This is a genomic window from Candidatus Endolissoclinum faulkneri L2, assembly GCF_000319385.1.
Lineage (GTDB): Bacteria > Pseudomonadota > Alphaproteobacteria > Thalassobaculales > Thalassobaculaceae > Thalassobaculum > Thalassobaculum faulkneri.
Window position 1 is genome coordinate 246,892 of the sequence record NC_019566.1, and the last position, 19,636, is coordinate 266,527.

The 19,636-nt window shown below is 32.3% G+C and carries 8 protein-coding genes and 1 pseudogene; 7 read left to right on the top strand and 2 right to left on the bottom strand.

Going from position 1 to position 19,636, the window contains the following annotated elements; translation table 11 throughout:
* The first annotated feature begins 129 nt into the window (after positions 1-129).
* The 7 genes and pseudogenes from tldD (at position 130) to greA (ending at position 15,432) form a co-directional block, all read left to right on the top strand.
* Positions 130-1,560, top strand: a pseudogene (tldD, locus tag A1OE_RS00840) (metalloprotease TldD).
* A gap of 1,225 nt (positions 1,561-2,785) precedes the next feature.
* A complete protein-coding gene (locus tag A1OE_RS00845; RefSeq protein ID WP_015087964.1) occupies positions 2,786-4,855 on the top strand; it encodes a protein-disulfide reductase DsbD family protein in 2,070 nt (689 codons plus the stop codon).
* A 78-nt stretch (positions 4,856-4,933) separates the two neighbouring features.
* Positions 4,934-5,416, top strand: a complete 483-nt coding sequence (locus tag A1OE_RS00850) for a peroxiredoxin (protein ID WP_015087965.1) — start codon at positions 4,934-4,936, stop codon at positions 5,414-5,416.
* Between the two features lie 1,998 nt (positions 5,417-7,414).
* Positions 7,415-7,849 (top strand): phosphoribosyl-AMP cyclohydrolase, encoded by a 435-nt coding sequence (hisI, locus tag A1OE_RS00855; protein ID WP_015087970.1) that lies wholly within the window; start codon positions 7,415-7,417, stop codon positions 7,847-7,849.
* A 1,849-nt stretch (positions 7,850-9,698) separates the two neighbouring features.
* A complete protein-coding gene (gene carA / locus A1OE_RS00860; protein ID WP_015087972.1) occupies positions 9,699-10,868 on the top strand; it encodes a glutamine-hydrolyzing carbamoyl-phosphate synthase small subunit in 1,170 nt (389 codons plus the stop codon).
* A 726-nt stretch (positions 10,869-11,594) separates the two neighbouring features.
* The gene (gene carB, locus A1OE_RS00865; RefSeq protein WP_015087975.1) at positions 11,595-14,852 is read left to right on the top strand and encodes a carbamoyl-phosphate synthase large subunit; all 3,258 of its coding nucleotides are present in this window, start codon (positions 11,595-11,597) and stop codon (positions 14,850-14,852) included.
* 106 nt (positions 14,853-14,958) lie between these two features.
* Complete coding sequence (gene greA / locus A1OE_RS00870; protein ID WP_015087976.1) at positions 14,959-15,432, top strand: transcription elongation factor GreA; 474 nt, start codon at positions 14,959-14,961, stop codon at positions 15,430-15,432.
* Positions 15,433-18,544: 3,112 nt separating this feature from the next.
* Here greA and A1OE_RS00875 read toward each other — a convergent pair.
* Positions 18,545-19,024: a F0F1 ATP synthase subunit B family protein gene (locus A1OE_RS00875; RefSeq protein WP_015087982.1), complete on the bottom strand. Its 480-nt coding sequence runs from the start codon at positions 19,022-19,024 to the stop codon at positions 18,545-18,547.
* Complete coding sequence (locus A1OE_RS00880) at positions 19,014-19,628, bottom strand: F0F1 ATP synthase subunit B family protein (protein WP_015087983.1); 615 nt, start codon at positions 19,626-19,628, stop codon at positions 19,014-19,016. The genes A1OE_RS00875 and A1OE_RS00880 overlap by 11 nt, the downstream gene beginning before the upstream one ends.
* Positions 19,629-19,636 lie beyond the last annotated feature (8 nt).

Genomic DNA, 19,636 nt, shown 5'->3' on the forward strand with positions numbered 1-19,636 from the left:
GCAAATACTGTAGCAACAAATAAGTAACCCCTCCCAATTATTTTCTAAAATATACTAGATCTTAGATTGCAGATGTTATTTTAGTCGATACATTTAGATAAAAATCCATTTTATTTTAGGAGCAGCGTAGTGTCTAATATGGTGTTAACTGATCAGCTATTTTTTAACAAAGTTGGTCTAAATAAGGTTCGTATACAGGATATGGTGAATGACGCACTCAATGGTGCTGATGATGGTGAATTATTCTTAGAATATAGCGAGATTGAAAATCTTACTTTCGATGATGGTTGACTGAAGGTTGCTAATTTTGACATTAATCAAGGGTTTGGTTTGCGTGCTGTAGTTGGGGAAGCTAGAGGTTTTGCTTATGCAGCTGAACTTTCCGAAGGTGCTATTAAGCGTGCTGCTGACGCTGTGCATGCAGTTCATGCTGGGCATAATGGTAGCATGGATCTTAGTCCCATTATTAGTAATAAAGCGTTTTATATTTCTGATAATCCATTACATGGCTTTTCTACTGAACTAAAAATCAATATCTTAAAAGATATTGATGCTTATACTCGAGCCCAAGACCCGCGTGTGTGTCAGGTTTCAGCTAGTCTTGTAGGCTCATGGCAAGCTGTGCAAATTATACGGATCGGCGGTCAGCATATTGCCGATGTTCGTCCTTTAGTACGAATTAATGTTCAGGTGGTGGTAGGGGATGGAAAGAAGATGGAGTCTGGATATTACGGTTGTGGCGGGCGAATGACCTTCGATCGCTATATTACTCCAGATAGTTGGAAACACGCTGCTAATGAAGCTTTACGCGTTGCATTGGTTAATCTTAGTGCTATTGAAGCTCCAGCCGGTGATATGGAAGTGGTTCTTGGTCCAGGTTGGCCGGGTGTTATGTTACACGAGGCGGTTGGGCACGGACTAGAAGGTGACTTTAATCGTAAACTCACATCAGCCTATTCTGGTATGCTTGGTCAGCAGGTGGCGGCTAAGGGTGTAACCGTCATTGACGATGGTACGCTACCTGATAGGCGTGGATCAATTGCAGTGGATGATGAAGGTACTCCATCTAGACGTAACGTATTAATTGATAAAGGAATACTGGTTAGTTACATGCATGATCGCCAGAACGCGCGGCTTATGGGTCTTTCGACTACAGGAAATGGGCGTCGTCAATCGCATGCTTATCCACCAATACCGAGGATGACTAATACCTATATGGCTGCTGGTCATCTATATCCAGAGGAAATATTAAAATCGGTAAGGCATGGAATCTATGCTGTAAATTTCGCTGGTGGGTCGGTTGATATTACTTCTGGTAAGTTTGTTTTTTCAATGAACGAAGCTTATCGAGTAGAAAATGGTAAAATTGGTCATGCAGTTAAGGGAGCAACATTGATTGGTAATGGGCCAGATGTTATGGGTAAGATTACTATGATTGGTAATGATATGAAATTTGATGAAGGCATCGGTACTTGCGGCAAGTATGGTCAAGGTGTTCCAGTTGGTGTTGGACAGCCTACTTTGAAAACGATAGTACTGGTAGGTGGGACAGTAAATTGAAATGTTTAGCTTAATCTTTTTTGTGTGGCAATTAATTTTTAATTAAATATTAACTTAAAGAGTATTTTAGAAATATTGGTGGGATTGATTTAATTATTCAATAAAAAAATATTGTGCTAAATAGCAACACAGTTTAGGCTGTGATAGCCAGCTATTGGCTGCAGTCAACTTTCACTCGTGTTTATATTTTAGTTTTTATTGTAATCAGTATTTTAGATTTTATTAATTTAATTGCTATGTTTAGCTTTAGCTGTTTATTTTTTGCCTAAAACCTTTTACTTTATCTATTTATAATTTAAAAATTAGTTAAGTTTTTCAGTAAGATGTCTATCTTACAAGTAAGATTAAAGCATTATCTGATTAATTTAGTGTTTATCTAGATTTTTCTTATTTATGCTAAGTGATTAATGTCTAATGCGCTATATGTGGATGGCATATAATTTTATATATTATTATTATAATAAAGCAATAAAAGATATTTTTATTTAGTTTTGTTAATTCATTAACTAATGAGCATTGGTATTATTTTATTAATCGTGCGCGATTTTATTACCATTGTATGCTATCATTTTCATGTTATCCGCGTAAAAATACAAATAAAATATTAGTTAACTGTTAACTCATTTTGGTAACACCAAAATTATTGACACTAATTTTCCCTTTAGTTAAATTGAACAGCTTACTGCTTTTTATATATTACTTAACTAGGAGCTTTATTATTTTAGTCAATTGATTCTTGATGATTGATTTAGTTAATCTAATGCTAGATATAAAATGCGAAATAATTATTGAATAATAATTAGGACCATGAGTTTATAAAAGAAACAACTTATAAAACTACAAGCCTCTTTTTGAGTATTTTTAGGTTTATAAATGAAATATCCTCAGAGCATGTAAATATCAGTATTTTATATGAATTAAGTTTTTGATTTTATATGTTAATTACCACATTTAAGAATAAAATACGGGATATTTTTATAGAAAAAGGTATGCTATATTATACCCATGTTATCCCGTCTCTAGACTCATAAAATATACAGCTAAACAATATATATGTTATCCGTAGTAAATTTATCTTTAATGTCAGCAAATAAATATCTCAAATTTTATAGATTCTGTTTTGAAAATTTAATTGCTTGGTATAAGCATATAATTTTGATATTAGCTCAAGATACCTCGAATGAGATTTTATTTTTTTCAGCTAGTTGTTATATTTACCTCTCTGATGCTCTCCTATGAGAGCAAAGCAGCCGAGCCTATTTCTCCATGGGTGCATAATGAATTTGCTGATATTCGCTTAATTTCCTCCTTATCTGGAACTCAAGGACGATCGGAAATTATGCTTGGTTTGGAGTTTCGGCTTGCACCTAATTGGAAAGTTTACTGGCGTTCGCCGGGAGAGGTAGGCTATCCACCCAAAATAACCTGGGAAGGTTCTGATAATCTAGCTGGCAGCAAGATCCTTTATCCGATACCAAAACGTTTTAATTCTTTTGGTTTGGAAACTTTTGGCTATAAAGATCATGTGGTATACCCGATTATGGCCCGTTTGACGGATAAGATGAGGCCATTAAAATTGAAGGCACATGTTACAGCACTTATTTGCGGCAAGATATGTATGCCTATTGAGAATACGCTTTTTCTTAATTTGCCAAACGTATTACCAAGTTCAACATCATTTACTTATTTGCTTAATCGCTGGCTTGCACGAGTGCCAAAAGCTGTACCTAACACTTGTTTAAAAGTTTTATCGGCGCAAGGCTTTACTGATAATAAAAATCCGAAATTGACAATAACAGTTCAGTCAATTGAAGCAATCAAAAAGTTAGATATCTTTCCTGAAGGGCCGGATGGGGTATCCTACGGTAAGCCAAAGATTTTACTATCTCATAACGCTAAAACGGCTACGGTTCAATTTCCAGTAAAAATTAGAGACAATGCTCAGTTAGTAGGATCTAATCTTCGCCTAACTATGGCGGAAGGGAATAGCCTTGTGGAGCGGAATGTAATTATCACTTCTGGTTCAACACCCAATAAGCTTTGGAGTATGTTAGTTCCAGCACTGCTTGGCGGGTTGCTTCTGAATTTTATGCCATGCGTGTTACCTGTTATTTCTCTAAAATTATTTGCACTGTTGCAATGCTCAGGGGCTGAGCGTAGAGACATTCGTCTTGGATTTTTAGCCTCAGCAGGGGGGATAATCATCTCCTTTATCCTCTTTGGAGCATTACTGGCTTGGTTAAAAATAATTGGATTGACTGTTGGTTGGGGTATCCATTTTCAGCAGCCATTGTTTCTGGCTAGTATGATAAGTATTTTGTTATTATTTGCAATTAATTTATTGGGATGGTTTGAGTTTACTTTACCGCGAGCTTTAGCAAAGCTAGTTGAGAATGTCGAGAAGCAAAAGATATATTGCCGTATTAGCTTAGTAGAAAATTTTTTTACGGGCATTTTTGCTGCCTTATTAGCTACTCCATGCTCAGCGCCCTTTCTAGGCACTGCTATAGGTTTTGCCTTAGCACAGGGCAGAATAGTGGAGATTTTATTGATTTTCTTACTCATGGGGGTTGGACTAGCATTGCCTTATCTATTAGTAGCTGCCATTCCATCGATTGGTTATATTTTCCCACGTCCGGGAATATGGCTGATTGTTTTTAAGCGCATTCTTGCGTTAGGTTTGTTAGTTACTATCGTATGGTTATTAACTGTACTAGCTGGACATATTGGACAGATCTGGACATTAGTGATTAGTGCTTTGCTGATTATCGCTGTCTTAGTGTTTGCTTTACTACGGTACTTTTTTTATTCTAGGCACTCCATTTGGATTGGGATTATTTTGTTAATAATCGTACCTGCGGTAGTCTTTGTATTGCCTGCTCCACGGAATATTGGAGGGGAACGTTTTGATAACACTACACGTAGTGAAAATTTAATTAATTGGAGACCATTTGATTTATCTGAGATTGACCGACTAGTGAAGGATGGCTTATTAGTTTTTGTCAACGTAACCGCTGACTGGTGTCTTACTTGCAAGGTTAATAAGTCGCTCATTATTGAGGCTGATCCAGCACTTAGCATGCTAACTCGTCGTAAGGTGATAGCTATGGAAGCAGATTGGAGCAAATCAAATCCTAAGATCGCCAAATATCTTGCTTCTTTTGGTCGCTACGGGATTCCTTTCAATGCCGTTTATAGCTCAATAGCGCCTGGTGGCATTCCTTTGCCTGAATTGCTTTCAGCGTCAGCGATAAAGAAGGCGATCGATCAAGCTTCAGGGTTGAAATCAGATTAGACTTTGTGTATATTACTGTTGTTGTTGGATTTAAACAAAGTTTATTGTGATGAAATAAATTATTATTGAGAGAGACTCATGACGATTGCCGTTGGTGAAAAGCTTCCAGATATTAAACTACAATACAAGGCGGCAGATGGAATTGTAAATGTTGACAAGGATGCTCTCTTTGCTAGCAAGAGAGTGGTTATATTTGCTGTTCCTGGTGCCTTTACTCCCACTTGTTCAGATAAACATTTACCAAGCTTTGTGCAAAATGTTGACAACTTTAAGGCCTGTGGCATAGCTACAATAGCTTGTTTAGCCGTGAATGATCCATTTGTGATGTATGCTTGGGGAAAGAATCAGTGTGTTGATGAAAAAATTATGATGCTTGCTGATGGATCAGGTGAGTTTACTAAAAAGATTGGCATGGAGCTTGACTTAACCCATCTTGGCTTGGGAGTGCGTTCTCAGCGTTACGCAATGGTGGTTAGTGATAGTATAATATCTCATCTTTTTATTGATCCTATGGGTAGTTATCAACTTTCCAGCGCTGAGAATGTTTTACAGAACATTTGATTATAGTTAATTACAAATAGATAAAATTGGTAGTTTTTAATAATTTTTTGTCTTTTGCCTGTTAGTTATTGCTTTATTTTTAAATTCTCTTAATATTTTTATATTTGAAATACTGGGTAGTTAAGTCCCCCCCCTAGGGAGGGGTACAACATAAACGCTAATTGACGTTAATGCGTTGTTTACTATATTATTTTTTTTCGTTAACTATCTGTTATTGTTTTGTTATTGATTTTTACTTAGACATTCTTAATACAATATATTTTTTGTAAAGTATAATTAAGTTTTAGTTTAATCACGGTTTAAATTAACGTAAGAATAATTCCTTGGTATAATATTTTAGTATTGTGCTTACAATATAATTAATTTGATCTTTCTTTATAGCTAAATTTTGTATCACTTACGGTTTAATTCATTTTCTTAATGTATACTATCTCCTATTGTTATATGAATAAATTTTCATAGTTTTTTTCATCGAATCGTCGGCTAATATTAGCGTGGGCTTCTTGGTAGTTGAGGAAATAAGCAATATTTAGTACGTGTTTTATCGTTTAATTTTTTAATCCTTGCTTCGTCTTTTACCGTTTGTAAAATGTTGGATTTTCTTGTATTTTTTTGATATTTGTTAATATTCTTAGCTAACTTGTTTTTTTTAGTTGCTTTGCTTAATAAATTGTTATTTATTTCTCTGATTTTTTAATAAAATTTTAACAAAAATACTGTTTTATTTTTTTTTGTATACAAAAAAAAACTGATTAACGCTTCAGCTATCGGCGCCAGTATCTATTACCAAAAAAAAAAATAAATTAATCATGAGATTAAGCTTTATAACTGTTTGATTATGATGATATTTTATTTTTACTAACTTTGCTTTATATAATAATTGAAAAATTACCAATGTAATTCGTTTAAGAAAAAAATTAGTCATAAGTCAATGAAAAATTAAAAATTTATTAATTTATAATACCTTCTGTATAATCATAAATGCTCTGTATTTAGGTTTAGGTAATGAAAAATTTAATTTTAATACTAAAAACAAAATAGCCTTATTAGTGATAGCTCTTCGAGAAAAATGTCTAATAGAATAATTAGCATTATTCGAGCGTAATTTGTAGATGAGTAAAATTAGCAGTCGTCTTAATATATTAGACATAAGTTAACCGAAAATTACAGCTTGTTGGTATATAGCCCGGAGACACAATGACTAAATAGCTTCTAACGTCATTAAAATAATAACGCAGACTCAAATTGTTCTAAACTTCTTGCAATAATCATCGGTTTATTACTTGTAATAAATAGGCAATTGTTTGCCCTAAAGGGGCTTAGGTTAACCTTAATCAAGATGAAAAAGTGAATTTTAATGACAAAATTAATTATATAATAGTATTATATAATATAGATTTACCATGTTGTATAATGCTACTTCTAAGCTTTTAGTTAAGTCTAGAGATTTGCATAAGATACAGTTATACTGTAATGTTAATGCTAACGTTATTTTTATGTTTTTTAATTTAAGTTAAGCCTATCAATAGAGAAAACTATGAAGCGCCAATTATAGCCACAATATCAATAAATTGATTGTCACGAGAAATATATAAATCTCTGTATCTCCTGCTATTATGATTAATTGGCATATCTAGAGTACAAATCTATTTAGAATAGTAATCTGCGGAGATTGGCGGTTCGTTTAGATCGTTTTGTCTAAAACATCTGTTATTAAATTATTATAATGCAAGCTTTTAAGTAATGATATTATAATCAAAATTATTGATTACATTTTTCTCCGTTGCCTATAAGTTAAGAAACAATGCAGAGTATATTAAAATAAAATAACAACTTTAAGCAATGAGTACATATTAACGAAAATAGAAGATTTTAATTAGATTAAGTCTTTGAAGATAATTTCATCTATGGTTTAACGACAAAATACAATTTTTGTGTTTTTAGAAGAAAAATTTTTGCTATACGTTTTTACTATAGAAAAATTAGGTAATTGCCAAAATGAATGATTTTACGGTTAAATTTGCTAAATCTCGTGACAATAACAAGGCTAAAGAAAGTAGTAAATTTGCTCCAGAATTTAAGATGGATGGCCTAATTCCCGCGATTGTACTCGATGTCAAAACTAATAAGTTGCTGATGATGGCTTGGATGGATACCAGAGCATTATCTCTAACTATCTTAACTAGTAATGCGCATTACTACTCGCGTTCGCGCAAGAAGATTTGGCTAAAGGGCGAGAGCAGCGGTCATATACAATTAGTGAAGGAAATCCGACTTGATTGCGACCAGGATACAGTACTATTGCTAGTTGAGCAAGTTGGTTCAGGAGCTTGTCACTTGGGATATTTGAGTTGCTTTTATCGTAAGGTTGTTAGAGCTGATAGCGGTTTGGCTCTCGAAGTGGTAGAAAATAGAAATACTACTCGTGTTTGATCTCTAGTATCAATGTAAATTTGATAATTACAGTATAGGATCATTTTTAAGTAATTGCAGGGTAGTAGATTAATTATGTCACTTGCATAAATTTATCGATTTATTAGTAAATGTGAATAATTTTAGTCATTATACAATTATTTTCGCCTAAATAAAGCTTATAGCATTTTTTATGATTTAATAAGTTTTGTCATCTCATATATTGGGTTCGGTGAAAAATAAAAATTTTTGCTCTTGCATAAGTGATAGGTTTTTGCAGATATACTTAAGTAATTTACTTTAGTATATCTTTCTGGTGGAAACGAATGAGTTTTATTGTCAAATTAAGCATTTGACTAGTAGCAACGGTTTACAGCAATTTTATCTTTAATCAAAACTATTATATAGGGCAATTATGTAATTGTAGAGTTACGAATATCATTAGTTAGCACACTTTATTACTACGGCTTGATGGCGTAGTTGGAAAAATTTCTTGTTTTTTTGCGCATGGTACTAAGATTGCCAAAGCAAATATGACAAATTAACTGACCATAAACGAGATATTATTTGCTATTATGTATTTTAGTTAATTATTTTTTTCTCTTAAAAATGCATGCTCGCTAAATAATTTACTGTTTTAATTAAGCAAAATAATTGCTTTGGCTTTTTACAATACTACTTTACTTGATTTGTGGTAATCCATTGACTTAAGAATAAGGATAAATTATTTTAATTTTAAATATATATTAATACAGTATTGTATAAATAATTTATAAGTATTCAATTTGAATCTTTAACACAATAAATGTACTATATAATCTCAATAGATTGACTATTGAGTCAGTTAAATTTCTTTGCAAAATAAAGTGGTATAATTTATTGATTAAGTGTAAGCTTAATGTTATTGCTGTCTTTGCTTATTAACAGATCAATGTATTTTTCTTATATGTAAAAAACGTATAATTACTAATCTCTTCTTGAGAAAAAGTTATTTTTACGTTTGTTAATGCAATTTATTGTTGTTATTTAGATTTGTTTAATTGCTAACTAAATCCTTATTATTGATAATAAATCATATATTAGTCAACTATAAGTAAGCTTTTTACATTGTAATCGCAGAAAGATAATTTCTATTGTGATTGTATAGTAAAACAAGCATAACGGATTGTTATATACCCATATTATAGCGCGTAAAATACAAATAAATTTATATAAATTAATCAATTGCTCTTAATTTATATTAAGATTCTTGATAAATAATCGATAAATTAGTTTGATGGCTTAAAGAATCCTTATATAAGCATTGCTTAACTGTGATAATAATCTTAATCTATCATTTTTAGCAATATAACTAAATGCTTTTACTCCTACTATTAACCTTTTGGTTAATTTATTCCCTTTAGTATATTATCAAAGGTTATAGATAAGTATTATTTTGAGTTTTGTAGGACAATTTTATCTGTTGCATATAAGTGACTTATATTGTTTATCTTGAGTCATTAAGTCTAGCAATAATTATTTGAGTTGTTTTTGATTTAATTAAGCTTCTATGTTTATTTGTTACCTAATGCGTATAATAGCACATATATTACGTTTGATAAATAATTTGTAGGTAGACAATCGTATATAGAGAATTATATTCTATGCGCTGTAAATACGATAATTTTTATTTATTTCTTTAAACAGCATCTTTGAATAAGTATTTAAATTTTACATGAAATACCTTATAAAAATTTTGCTTAATATTTTTTAATAAAAATCATTAGCTTTAATTTACTTTATAGCCCAATAATTCTTAAAAAGAATTTATGCTTTATTGAGATTAGATAGAGTTTAATTTTAATAATAGCTGAATTTTAGGAGAGCATCGATGAGTATGGCTAACGCTATTCCGTATGAAGCAACGGCGGTACTAGTTTTAGCAGATGGGACGACTATTTTTGGTCGTGGATTTGGAGCTAATGTAACGAGAGTAGGTCAAATTGTTTTTAATACATCGATAACAGGATACCAGGAGATAATTACTGATCTATCTTATACTGAGCAAATTATTATCTTTACATTTCCACATGTGGGAAATGTTGGTACTAACGTCAACGATTATGAAACTGCGTCGCCGACAGCCATTGGTTGCGTGCTCCGTGCAGACATCACAGGTTTTTCTAATTACAGAGCTGAACATACTTTCAACGACTGGTTAAAGTTTCATGATTTACCATGCATTTCTCGAGTTGACACGCGATGGTTAACTCGACGTATTCGAGATGATGGTATCACATATGGCGCTTTATGCGTTGCTTATGACGGAAAATTTGACGTTGATTCTCTGCAAAAGCAAACTATTGAATGCTCAGACCTGAAAGGTATTGATCTTGTTAAAAAAGTTACATGCAAAAATACTTATTCATGGGATACTACTCTTTGGAGTTTTGCTAAAAATAGCCGTGAAGACGGTTATGGTAGAATGACTGCAGCAAAGAAACACGTAGTCGCTATAGATTATGGCGCTAAACGTAATATGTTGCGTAACCTTGCAGATATATGTTGTAGGGTAACAGTGGTACCAGCTAATACAACAGCTGAGGAAATTTTTGATTATAGGCCAGATGGGATATTTTTAACTAATGGCCCGGGCGATCCGACAATTACGAGTATTTATGCGGTACCAGAAATAAAAAAACTTATAGATAGCGATAAACCGATCTTTGGGATTTGTCTTGGGCATCAGCTTCTAGCATTAGCGCTAGGAGCTGAGACTATAAGAATGCACATTGGACATCGGGGATCGAATCATCCTGTTAAAGATTTAGAGACAGGTAAGGTAGAGATTACTACTCAAAATCATGGTTTTGTTGTCGCAGAGACTGGTTTGCCACATGGTGTAACTATTACTCATTGCTCATTGTTTGATCGTTCTGTAGAGGGAATTAAAGTAGATAATAAGCCGATTTTTAGTGTGCAATATCATCCTGAAGCATCACCAGGCCCAACGGATAGTCGTTATCTATTTACTAAGTTTTTAAAAGCAATGAGCGGGTAAAATAATACGAAACTTTAATTTAATTAAAAAAAATTAATTTTAATCCATTTAACGGTATATAAAATCGTAATGCTTAGCGTTTCTTAAGTATTTTATTGCACTAAAAGGTAAAATATAATTTTTATAATCTTTGCTTGCTAAATGATAGAGGTAATAAATGTATATTGTAAGTTATTTTTATGCTTTACTTTCTTGTAATTAGAAATTAATTTTTAGTAAAACTAATGTCAATAATATTATTGAAATGGTATATTATTTTTGTAATATTTATTTATAAATTGATTATATCGTTGAATATCCTACTATTTCTAATAGTAAATGATGATACTAGTTATTTACATTAAACTGCTTAAGATAATTTTAAATATTTTTAACCAAAGTTGCTCTTCTTCTAGAAAAAGTAAAATTCGTAAAATATTATAATTCCCTGATCTTGAAATTTTCAATTGCTACTGCATTCTAATTTAATATTTATTGTAAATAAATATTTGAAAATTGTTTCACACATTACTGTTTGTAATTATACTGACAATATAATAGAACATTTTTATTGTTGTATTTTTAATTTTACCAAAAGTACTTCAATAAAGTAAAATATATTCTATGTTTTGCCTTTAGAGGTAGTAATTTATTAATACGTATAATCGAATAAGATTCGCTAACAAGCGGCGTGTATACTTCAATGAATAGATAAATAGTTTCTAAAGAATTTAGAAATTTTCTAATATGCCAAAAAATACAAATATTGCATCGATTTTAATTATTGGAGCTGGGCCGATTGTTATTGGTCAAGCTTGCGAGTTTGACTATTCTGGTACTCAAGCTTGTAAAGCACTAAAGAATGAAGGATATCGGGTAGTATTGGTGAATTCAAACCCAGCTACTATTATGACCGATCCTGGTATAGCTGACTCTACTTACATAGAGCCAATTAATCCAAACGTGGTTGCTAAAGTAATTGAGCGTGAACGCCCAGATGCTTTGTTACCAACTATGGGCGGTCAAACTGCTTTGAATGTTGCTCGCTCTTTATCTCAGGATGGTATACTGAAGAAATTCGGTATTCAACTGATTGGTGCTGACTTAGCAGCTATTGAAAAGGCAGAAAATCGACAGCAATTTTGCGAGGCAATGACTGGAATTGGGTTGGAAACACCACGTTCCTCTCTAATAAAAGACTTTGCCGAGGCAGCCGCGGCAATTGAGCATGTAGGGCTACCAGTAATTATTCGGCCATCTTATACGTTAGGTGGACAGGGTGGTGGCATTGCTTATAATCTTGAGGAATTTGAGCAAATTGTTCGTAATGGCATTCGTCTATCTCCTATTAACGAAGTGTTGATTGAAGAAAGTGTATTGGGCTGGAAAGAGTTTGAGATGGAGGTGGTTCGCGATAAAGCAGATAATTGCATGATTATATGCTCTATCGAAAACGTTGACCCAATGGGAGTGCATACAGGCGATAGTATCACTGTTGCTCCGGCATTAACGCTAAGTGATAAGGAATATCAGCGTATGCGTAATGCTTCTATTGCTGTTCTACGCTGTATAGGGGTAGATACTGGCGGTTCAAATGTACAATTTGCCGTTGATCCAGTAACAGGTCGTCAAGTTGTCATTGAAATGAATCCACGTGTATCGCGTTCGTCAGCTTTAGCTTCAAAAGCTACCGGCTTTCCTATTGCTAAAATAGCTGCTAAGCTTGCTGTTGGCTATACTCTGGATGAACTAAGTAATGATATTATTGGGAATATTCCAGCTAGTTTTGAGCCAACTGTTGACTATGTTGTTACTAAGATTCCACGTTTTACTTTTGAAAAGTTTCCAGGTAGCGATTCTAATTTGACAACTTCTATGAAGTCGGTAGGAGAAGTTGTTGCTATAGGGCGAACTTTTCAAGAAAGTTTGCAAAAGGCTTTACGTAGCTTGGATACAGGTCTTAGTGGTCTTGAACCGATAGAGCTGAAGGGAGTTTCAGGAGAAAAAGTTGATTCTCAAGCCATTACTTCTGAATTGTCTCGAGCGACAGCTGATCGGCTTTTGAATGTAGCCCAAGCATTACGCGTTGGAGTATCAGTAGATGAAGTACATCGAGCTTGTTGCATCGACCCATGGTTTTTAGACAGGATTGCTGAAATAATTGCTGCTGAACGTGCAATTGAAAGTGAAGGATTACCTTCCGACGCTGCTGGCTGGCAAAAAATCAAATCAATGGGTTTTTCTGACGCAAGGATTGGTCAGATTTCTGGGCACGAAGAGGATGTGATCTCTGCTAGGCGCCGTAGCTTTGGTGTGCATCCAGTTTTTAAAAGGATTGATACTTGTTCAGCCGAAATTTCATCGTATACTCCATACTTGTATTCTACTTATGAAATTAATACTGGCTTTGATGCTTCAAATAATGAAGCAAACCCGAGTTGTTCTAAGAAAATTATTATTCTTGGTGGCGGCCCCAATAGGATAGGTCAGGGTATTGAGTTTGACTATTGCTGCGTTCATGCTGCTTATGCCTTGTCAGAAGCTGGATTTGAAACTATAATGGTAAATTGCAATCCTGAAACAGTTTCTACTGATTATGATACTTCTGATCGACTGTATTTCGAACCCTTAACGGCGGAGGATGTGATCGAGCTGGTTAATGTTGAGCAGTCCAATGGAAAAGTTATTGGCTGTGTTGTTCAGTTTGGTGGTCAGACTCCTTTGAAGCTAGCCGCTGCATTGGAAAAGGCTCAGATACCGATTTTAGGTACATCACCAGACGCGATTGATTTGGCTGAAGATCGTGATCGTTTTCAGAAACTACTACGTCGATTGGATTTACGGCATCCAGCTAACGGGATTGCTACTTCTACGGAACAAGCAGAGAAGATTGCTGATCAGATTGGTTATAGATTAGTCATTCGACCATCCTATGTGCTGGGCGGTAGAGCTATGGAGATTGTGCATGAGGCAGAAGGTTTACGTCGTTACATGACTAAGGCTGTATTGGCATCAGGTAATAATCCGGTGCTAATCGATAGTTTTTTGCGTAACGCTACTGAAATCGACGTTGACGCTGTTGCTGATGGCACTGACGTTTTTATAGCTGGCGTCATGGAGCATATTGAGGAAGCCGGAATTCATTCAGGAGATAGTGCATGCTCTTTACCGCCTGTCTCTCTGAGAGAGAGTGTAATTAAAGAAGTCAAGCGTCAGGCTACTATCCTGGCTAAGGGGTTAAATGTTGTTGGCTTGATGAATGTGCAGCTTGCTGTGCGTGAAGAAGAGGTGTTTATCTTGGAGGTAAACCCTCGTGCTTCACGAACTGTGCCATTCGTTGCTAAGGCTACTGGTGTACCAATAGCTAAAATAGCTAGTCGAGTAATGGCTGGTGAAAAGTTAAGCGCTTTTACTTTACCGACTAAGGATCACAAACACGTAGCTGTAAAAGAAGCAGTATTCCCTTTCTCACGTTTTCCAGATACTGACATTATTCTTGGGCCAGAAATGAAATCAACCGGTGAAGTTATGGGTATTGATAATAGTTTTGATCGTGCTTTTGCTAAGTCGCAACTAGCCGCTGGCATTATTTTGCCATCCACCGGAACGGTATTTGTTTCTGTAAAAGATTCTGATAAAACGGCAATTTTACAAATATCTACTTCTCTAAAGGATCTTGGTTTTACTATTATAGCAACCACAGGCACAGCCTACGCTCTAAAAAATGCTGGCATTGATAGTTATTGCGTAAGGAAAGTCCTAGAAGGAAGACCACATATTGTGGATAAAATGCTTTCTGGTCATGTGGATTTAGTGATAAATACTACCGAAGGTGCACAGGCAATCCGTGATAGTTTTAGCTTGCGTCATACTGCTCTAACGTACAATATTCCATATTATACAACTGTGGAAGGTGCGAGTGCTGCTGTTCGTGCAATAACTGCAATGCGAGAGGGGAATCTTGAGGTAAACCCGATTCAAAATTATCTCACCAGATCTTTCTAATCATCTCGCGAAGAGAGATTATAATAACATAATCGTGTTTTTAATTTTCTTAAGCTTTGCTTGTGTAAGGAGTAATAAAGCTAGTTTATAATAGGTCGATAAGTCAATGGAAAAGGTGCCGATAACCTCAGAAGGTTATGTTCGTCTGAGAAATGAATTAAAAAACTTAAAGTTTGTGGAACGTCCTGCGGTAGTTAAGGCGATCGCTGAAGCTAGAGAGCATGGTGATTTATCTGAAAATGCTGAATACTGCGCTGCAAGAGATCGTCAAAGCTTCATAGAAGGTCGTCTTGCCGAACTTGAAGATATAGTTAGTCGTTGTGAGGTGATCGATACGAAGAAGTTAAAAGGTGAAACTGTTACTTTCGGAGTAACTGTTGAGATCGTTGATGAAGAGACAGAAGAACTGACTAGCTACACGATTGTTGGTCCATATGAAGTCGATATTTCTCGAAGTTTTATATCTACTGCTTCTCCCATTGCTCGCGCTTTGATCGGTAAGCGAGTTGGTGAATCTGTAGAAGTGACAACACCTAATGGCTCAAAGATATTTGACATTATATCTATTTCAATTGCTTAGAATTACCTAATTAAGGATTAGGTAATTCTCTTAATGCATGTTTAATTATCGGTTTGATGTTTTTACTTTTTATTACCTTATAATTTTTATAAGTATATTGTAATCTATTACCGAAGGCGTTTTATATATCTATATATTTTATTCTATAATAACAGGTTAGATATTATTTGTTAAATAAGCAAATATTTAATCGATAGCAAGTAAAAAATTATACTATATTAAGTATAGGCTATAAAAGATGCAGTATTTACTTGTTTTTGTTCTATTAAAACAATAAAAATATTACTTTTTAAGATAATTAATATGCAATTAATTAGCTATCTATTTTAACTAAATTTCCCATTAATTAGTTTTTGTTATTATTTAATTGGATAAAAGATTATTTGTAATGTTTGAATTAATATTAATTGTTTGCATTATTTTAGTGTTTGTTTTGTTAACTTGCTCTATTGCTAGAGTGATGAAGTAGTTAAATTATTCATGACATTGTCTTTGACATAGAATAATTGCAGATATTCGTTATAAACTACTTACTTATTCTGTTAATAGTGTCTTTATTCCATTTTCTTTATTCATCTTATTATTAATAAATATTAGGTACTTGTTATTTGTCACATTAGATGCTAATATAATGAAAAAATTAAGCATACAATCTACCCTGATTAAATAATATTCATTTTATTTCAATAGAAAAATAAGTATTCTTTAGTGTTTAAAGTAGAATTAACAAAGATAATCTAGCGACTAACGCTGTTGATTTATATATCATTTACAAAAATGACCTAAAGACAGAAAAAAACTTTTTAATTTATTATAAAATATAAATGCAATTTTAAATTTTTATACGCTTTTGCTATTTAGTTTTATTGTTAGAGCAAAATTATATATTATATAATTTTGCTCTATGGATAGAATATTATTGTTATAAGCGTAGAGAAGAAATATTTATGCAAATTATACCATATTCCTTGAATGATTATTGTTGACTTATTGTTATTTTAATTGGTTGGAATTTTTTTTTAAAAGTTTTTTTGCTAATAAAGAATTTTTTATGCTAAAAATTTATTAGTTGATAATATTTATGTTTGCTGCAGCAAAGTAAAATTAATCCTTCATTAATTATGAAAGACCAATATTAGTAATTTTGCTTGCTACAATTAATAATGTTTTTTTAGTTACAGTATTAATGTACTATTACCCACCTATGAATTTTTCTCATGCTTTATCAAACCATACACGAGAATACGAATGAATAATAAAGAATCATTTACTTTTGGCCAGCTAAGTTAGCTAGAATGTTTGTGGAGAGAAGTGAAGTTATTAAAGTTAGTCGAACTTACATTTTAAATTAATTATACACTAGCTATTAATCTTTAAATAAAAAATGATAAACTTAGATATTCTAAGTAAAGCAAAACTTTTATTGTTACTGTTACATTTAAAAAAAATAGCCTGAAAGATTGTTAATAAACTCTTAGAAATACAAAGCATCGTACAAATAATATTCAAAAATTAAGTACTGATACTGATCTTTAGATCTACCTGTTAAGGAATATATTTTTTCAAGTAAAGAAGAGAAATAACAAACATATCTTATGTTATTAATTGAATCTAACTAAAAAATTTTTTTCGCTAAAATCTACTAATACTATAAATAATTTTTATTTTATTCAATTTTTGAATTGAATTTTCCCAATACAGCACTTATTAGCCATTAATTTAAAATATTTCCGTGTTAATACCTGTATACATGCTCCTATATACATAGACATTATTAGTATTTTCTTCAAATGAAAGAAAAGTCTATTTAAACTACTTTGCAAACTCCATAATACATGGAGTTATATACCTTAATTTTATAATTAGCAATCTTACTATCTATTTTAAACATCATCAATAACAGTTTGTATTTTGTTGTGAACGTGCAATTTAGGATTTATTTTAAATTAGTATTAATAGTATTCATTCGCGTTATTACAATAATTTATTGAAATCAATCTATAATTTGCTCTATTAAGATTTTAAAACTTATTAATTTATAGCACTATTTTTTATACAAGCATTGGATTTAAAAAATAATTAAGTTTTTTAATAAAAATTAATGTAGTTATATTATTCACCGAAAAATCTAGTGAATAATAAATACTGCGATTGGTACCGTTTATAAGTTATTATAAGTTAACTTTTACTTACCACAATTTTTAATTGTGGATGTATGTGATTTTGTGTTAATAATTTACTAGTTAAGTAAAGATCTACTTTATTGTAGATTAAATTCTATATTTATCTTAAAAATTGCTTTAGTAAGTATTATCCAGTTAGTCAATTTTTTTCGATAAAAATATTAAATCAGAAGACAGATCACATGTGATTGATAGTTAACATCAGCGATAAAAAGAAATTGGCTTAATTGTTATATTTTTATTAAGTAGTTTGCTTACGCTGAATATCGCAAAATAATACAATTTTTAAGATGAAGCTGTTAACACAGAAAAGCATGAATAAAAGAATAAACTAGGTTAAATTTATAAAAATACAAAAAATTTTTTATTATTTAATTTTGCTCTAATGCTAGATTCGTTTGTTTAAATGATTAGTGTAGAAAATAATTTATATTTTATAATATTGCATCTGCGATGAATTCGATAAGCCATATTTTTTATATGCTCGTAATAAATGTAAAATTTATTGATTAAATGAATAAATAAATAGAAGTATCCTAGCATTTATTTAAATAGCAGCTTTTTTAAGCATCGCGATTGATAGGGTTATTTTTTAATAAGGTAAGGCTATTGCTTTTATTTTTACCTAATAAATAATATGCTCATAAATAATAATACCTTATTATAACCATTATTATTAGCTACAATCAATCATATATAATTGTATAATTTTTGTTAGTTGAACAGAGATTAGAAAAACTAATTTAAGCAAGTAAATAAAAGAATTTAATTAAAACTCGCCATATCTTTTAATTACAGTGCATTTCGCAAATAATATCAAACATTAGCATTCAACTTAAAATTAAACGCCATTAACTTAAAAAGTTAAGTCAAAAACGATATAGTTAGTTATATATTTGATGTAGATTTCTATTATATAATCTACTTATTTAAAATCTAACTAAAATTTCATCTATGGTTTCAGAGAAAAGCTTTTTATGAGTAGTATTATTAATGTTTTCTGCAATTAACACTGTTGTAGCAGAAATTGTAAGATCGGTCATTTGAGATTGAACTTCTTGAAAAGCTTTAATTTCATCTATCTTAACCATTTTCATAGCAAAATTTTCTTGATTAGTTATGTAGCTAGCCAAGCTTATCTCAGCATCGGTTTGCATTTTTATAGCTTGAGATTTAGCTTGATTTATAATGATTTCACCTTCATGGAGTGCGTTTCTCTGATGACGTCTGCAACTATCATTAATAGTTTGAGCATTTTTGCGCAGTACTTTAGCCTCCTCAAGAGAGGAATAAATTTTTTTACTTCTTGCATCAAGAATACCCACAATGAAAGGCCAAGCCTTCCAATAAGCAATCACTAAAAATATAGCAAAGGCAATTGCAACCCAAAATGTCGGATCAAGTAACATTTTGGGTATTTTCGCGCGTTACGGCCATTACAGCTTTTGCAACTTTGCCCTTACTTATCGATACACCGATCAATTTTTTTGTCGCATCAGCAGCAGCTTCACAAGCTACGGAGTCTAAACTCTTAAGGGCTTTAGTTCGTTGTTCGATAATAATAGCTGCGGCTGATTTAATTCTTTCTGATGACTTTAGTGTTTTTTTAGCATAAGCCCGCTGATTATCAATTTGGTTAATTGAGTTACAAATTATCTCATTAGCTTGCGATCTGGATTCACCTAGAAATGTCTCGTATCTAATTTTCATTTCATCAGCTTCTTCTCGTAGTCTATTGGCAATATTTATATCATTTTCAATTCGCTTTTGCCGTTCTCTGAGAATAAAACCTATTCGCGGAATAACTTTTGTTGACATAATAAAATAAAACAGCAAAAAACTTACAATCAACCAGAAAATTTGACTTGAGTATGTATCTGTATCAAATTGTGGCAAACCACTGCTATTATATTGTTTGTCTGAGTTTGCCCAAGCTGGTAGTTTGTACGTAATAGCTGATAAAAGAATCAGGTATAGATTACGGAAACAGTAGATTGCTTTGCTGAGAATCATATTTAAAA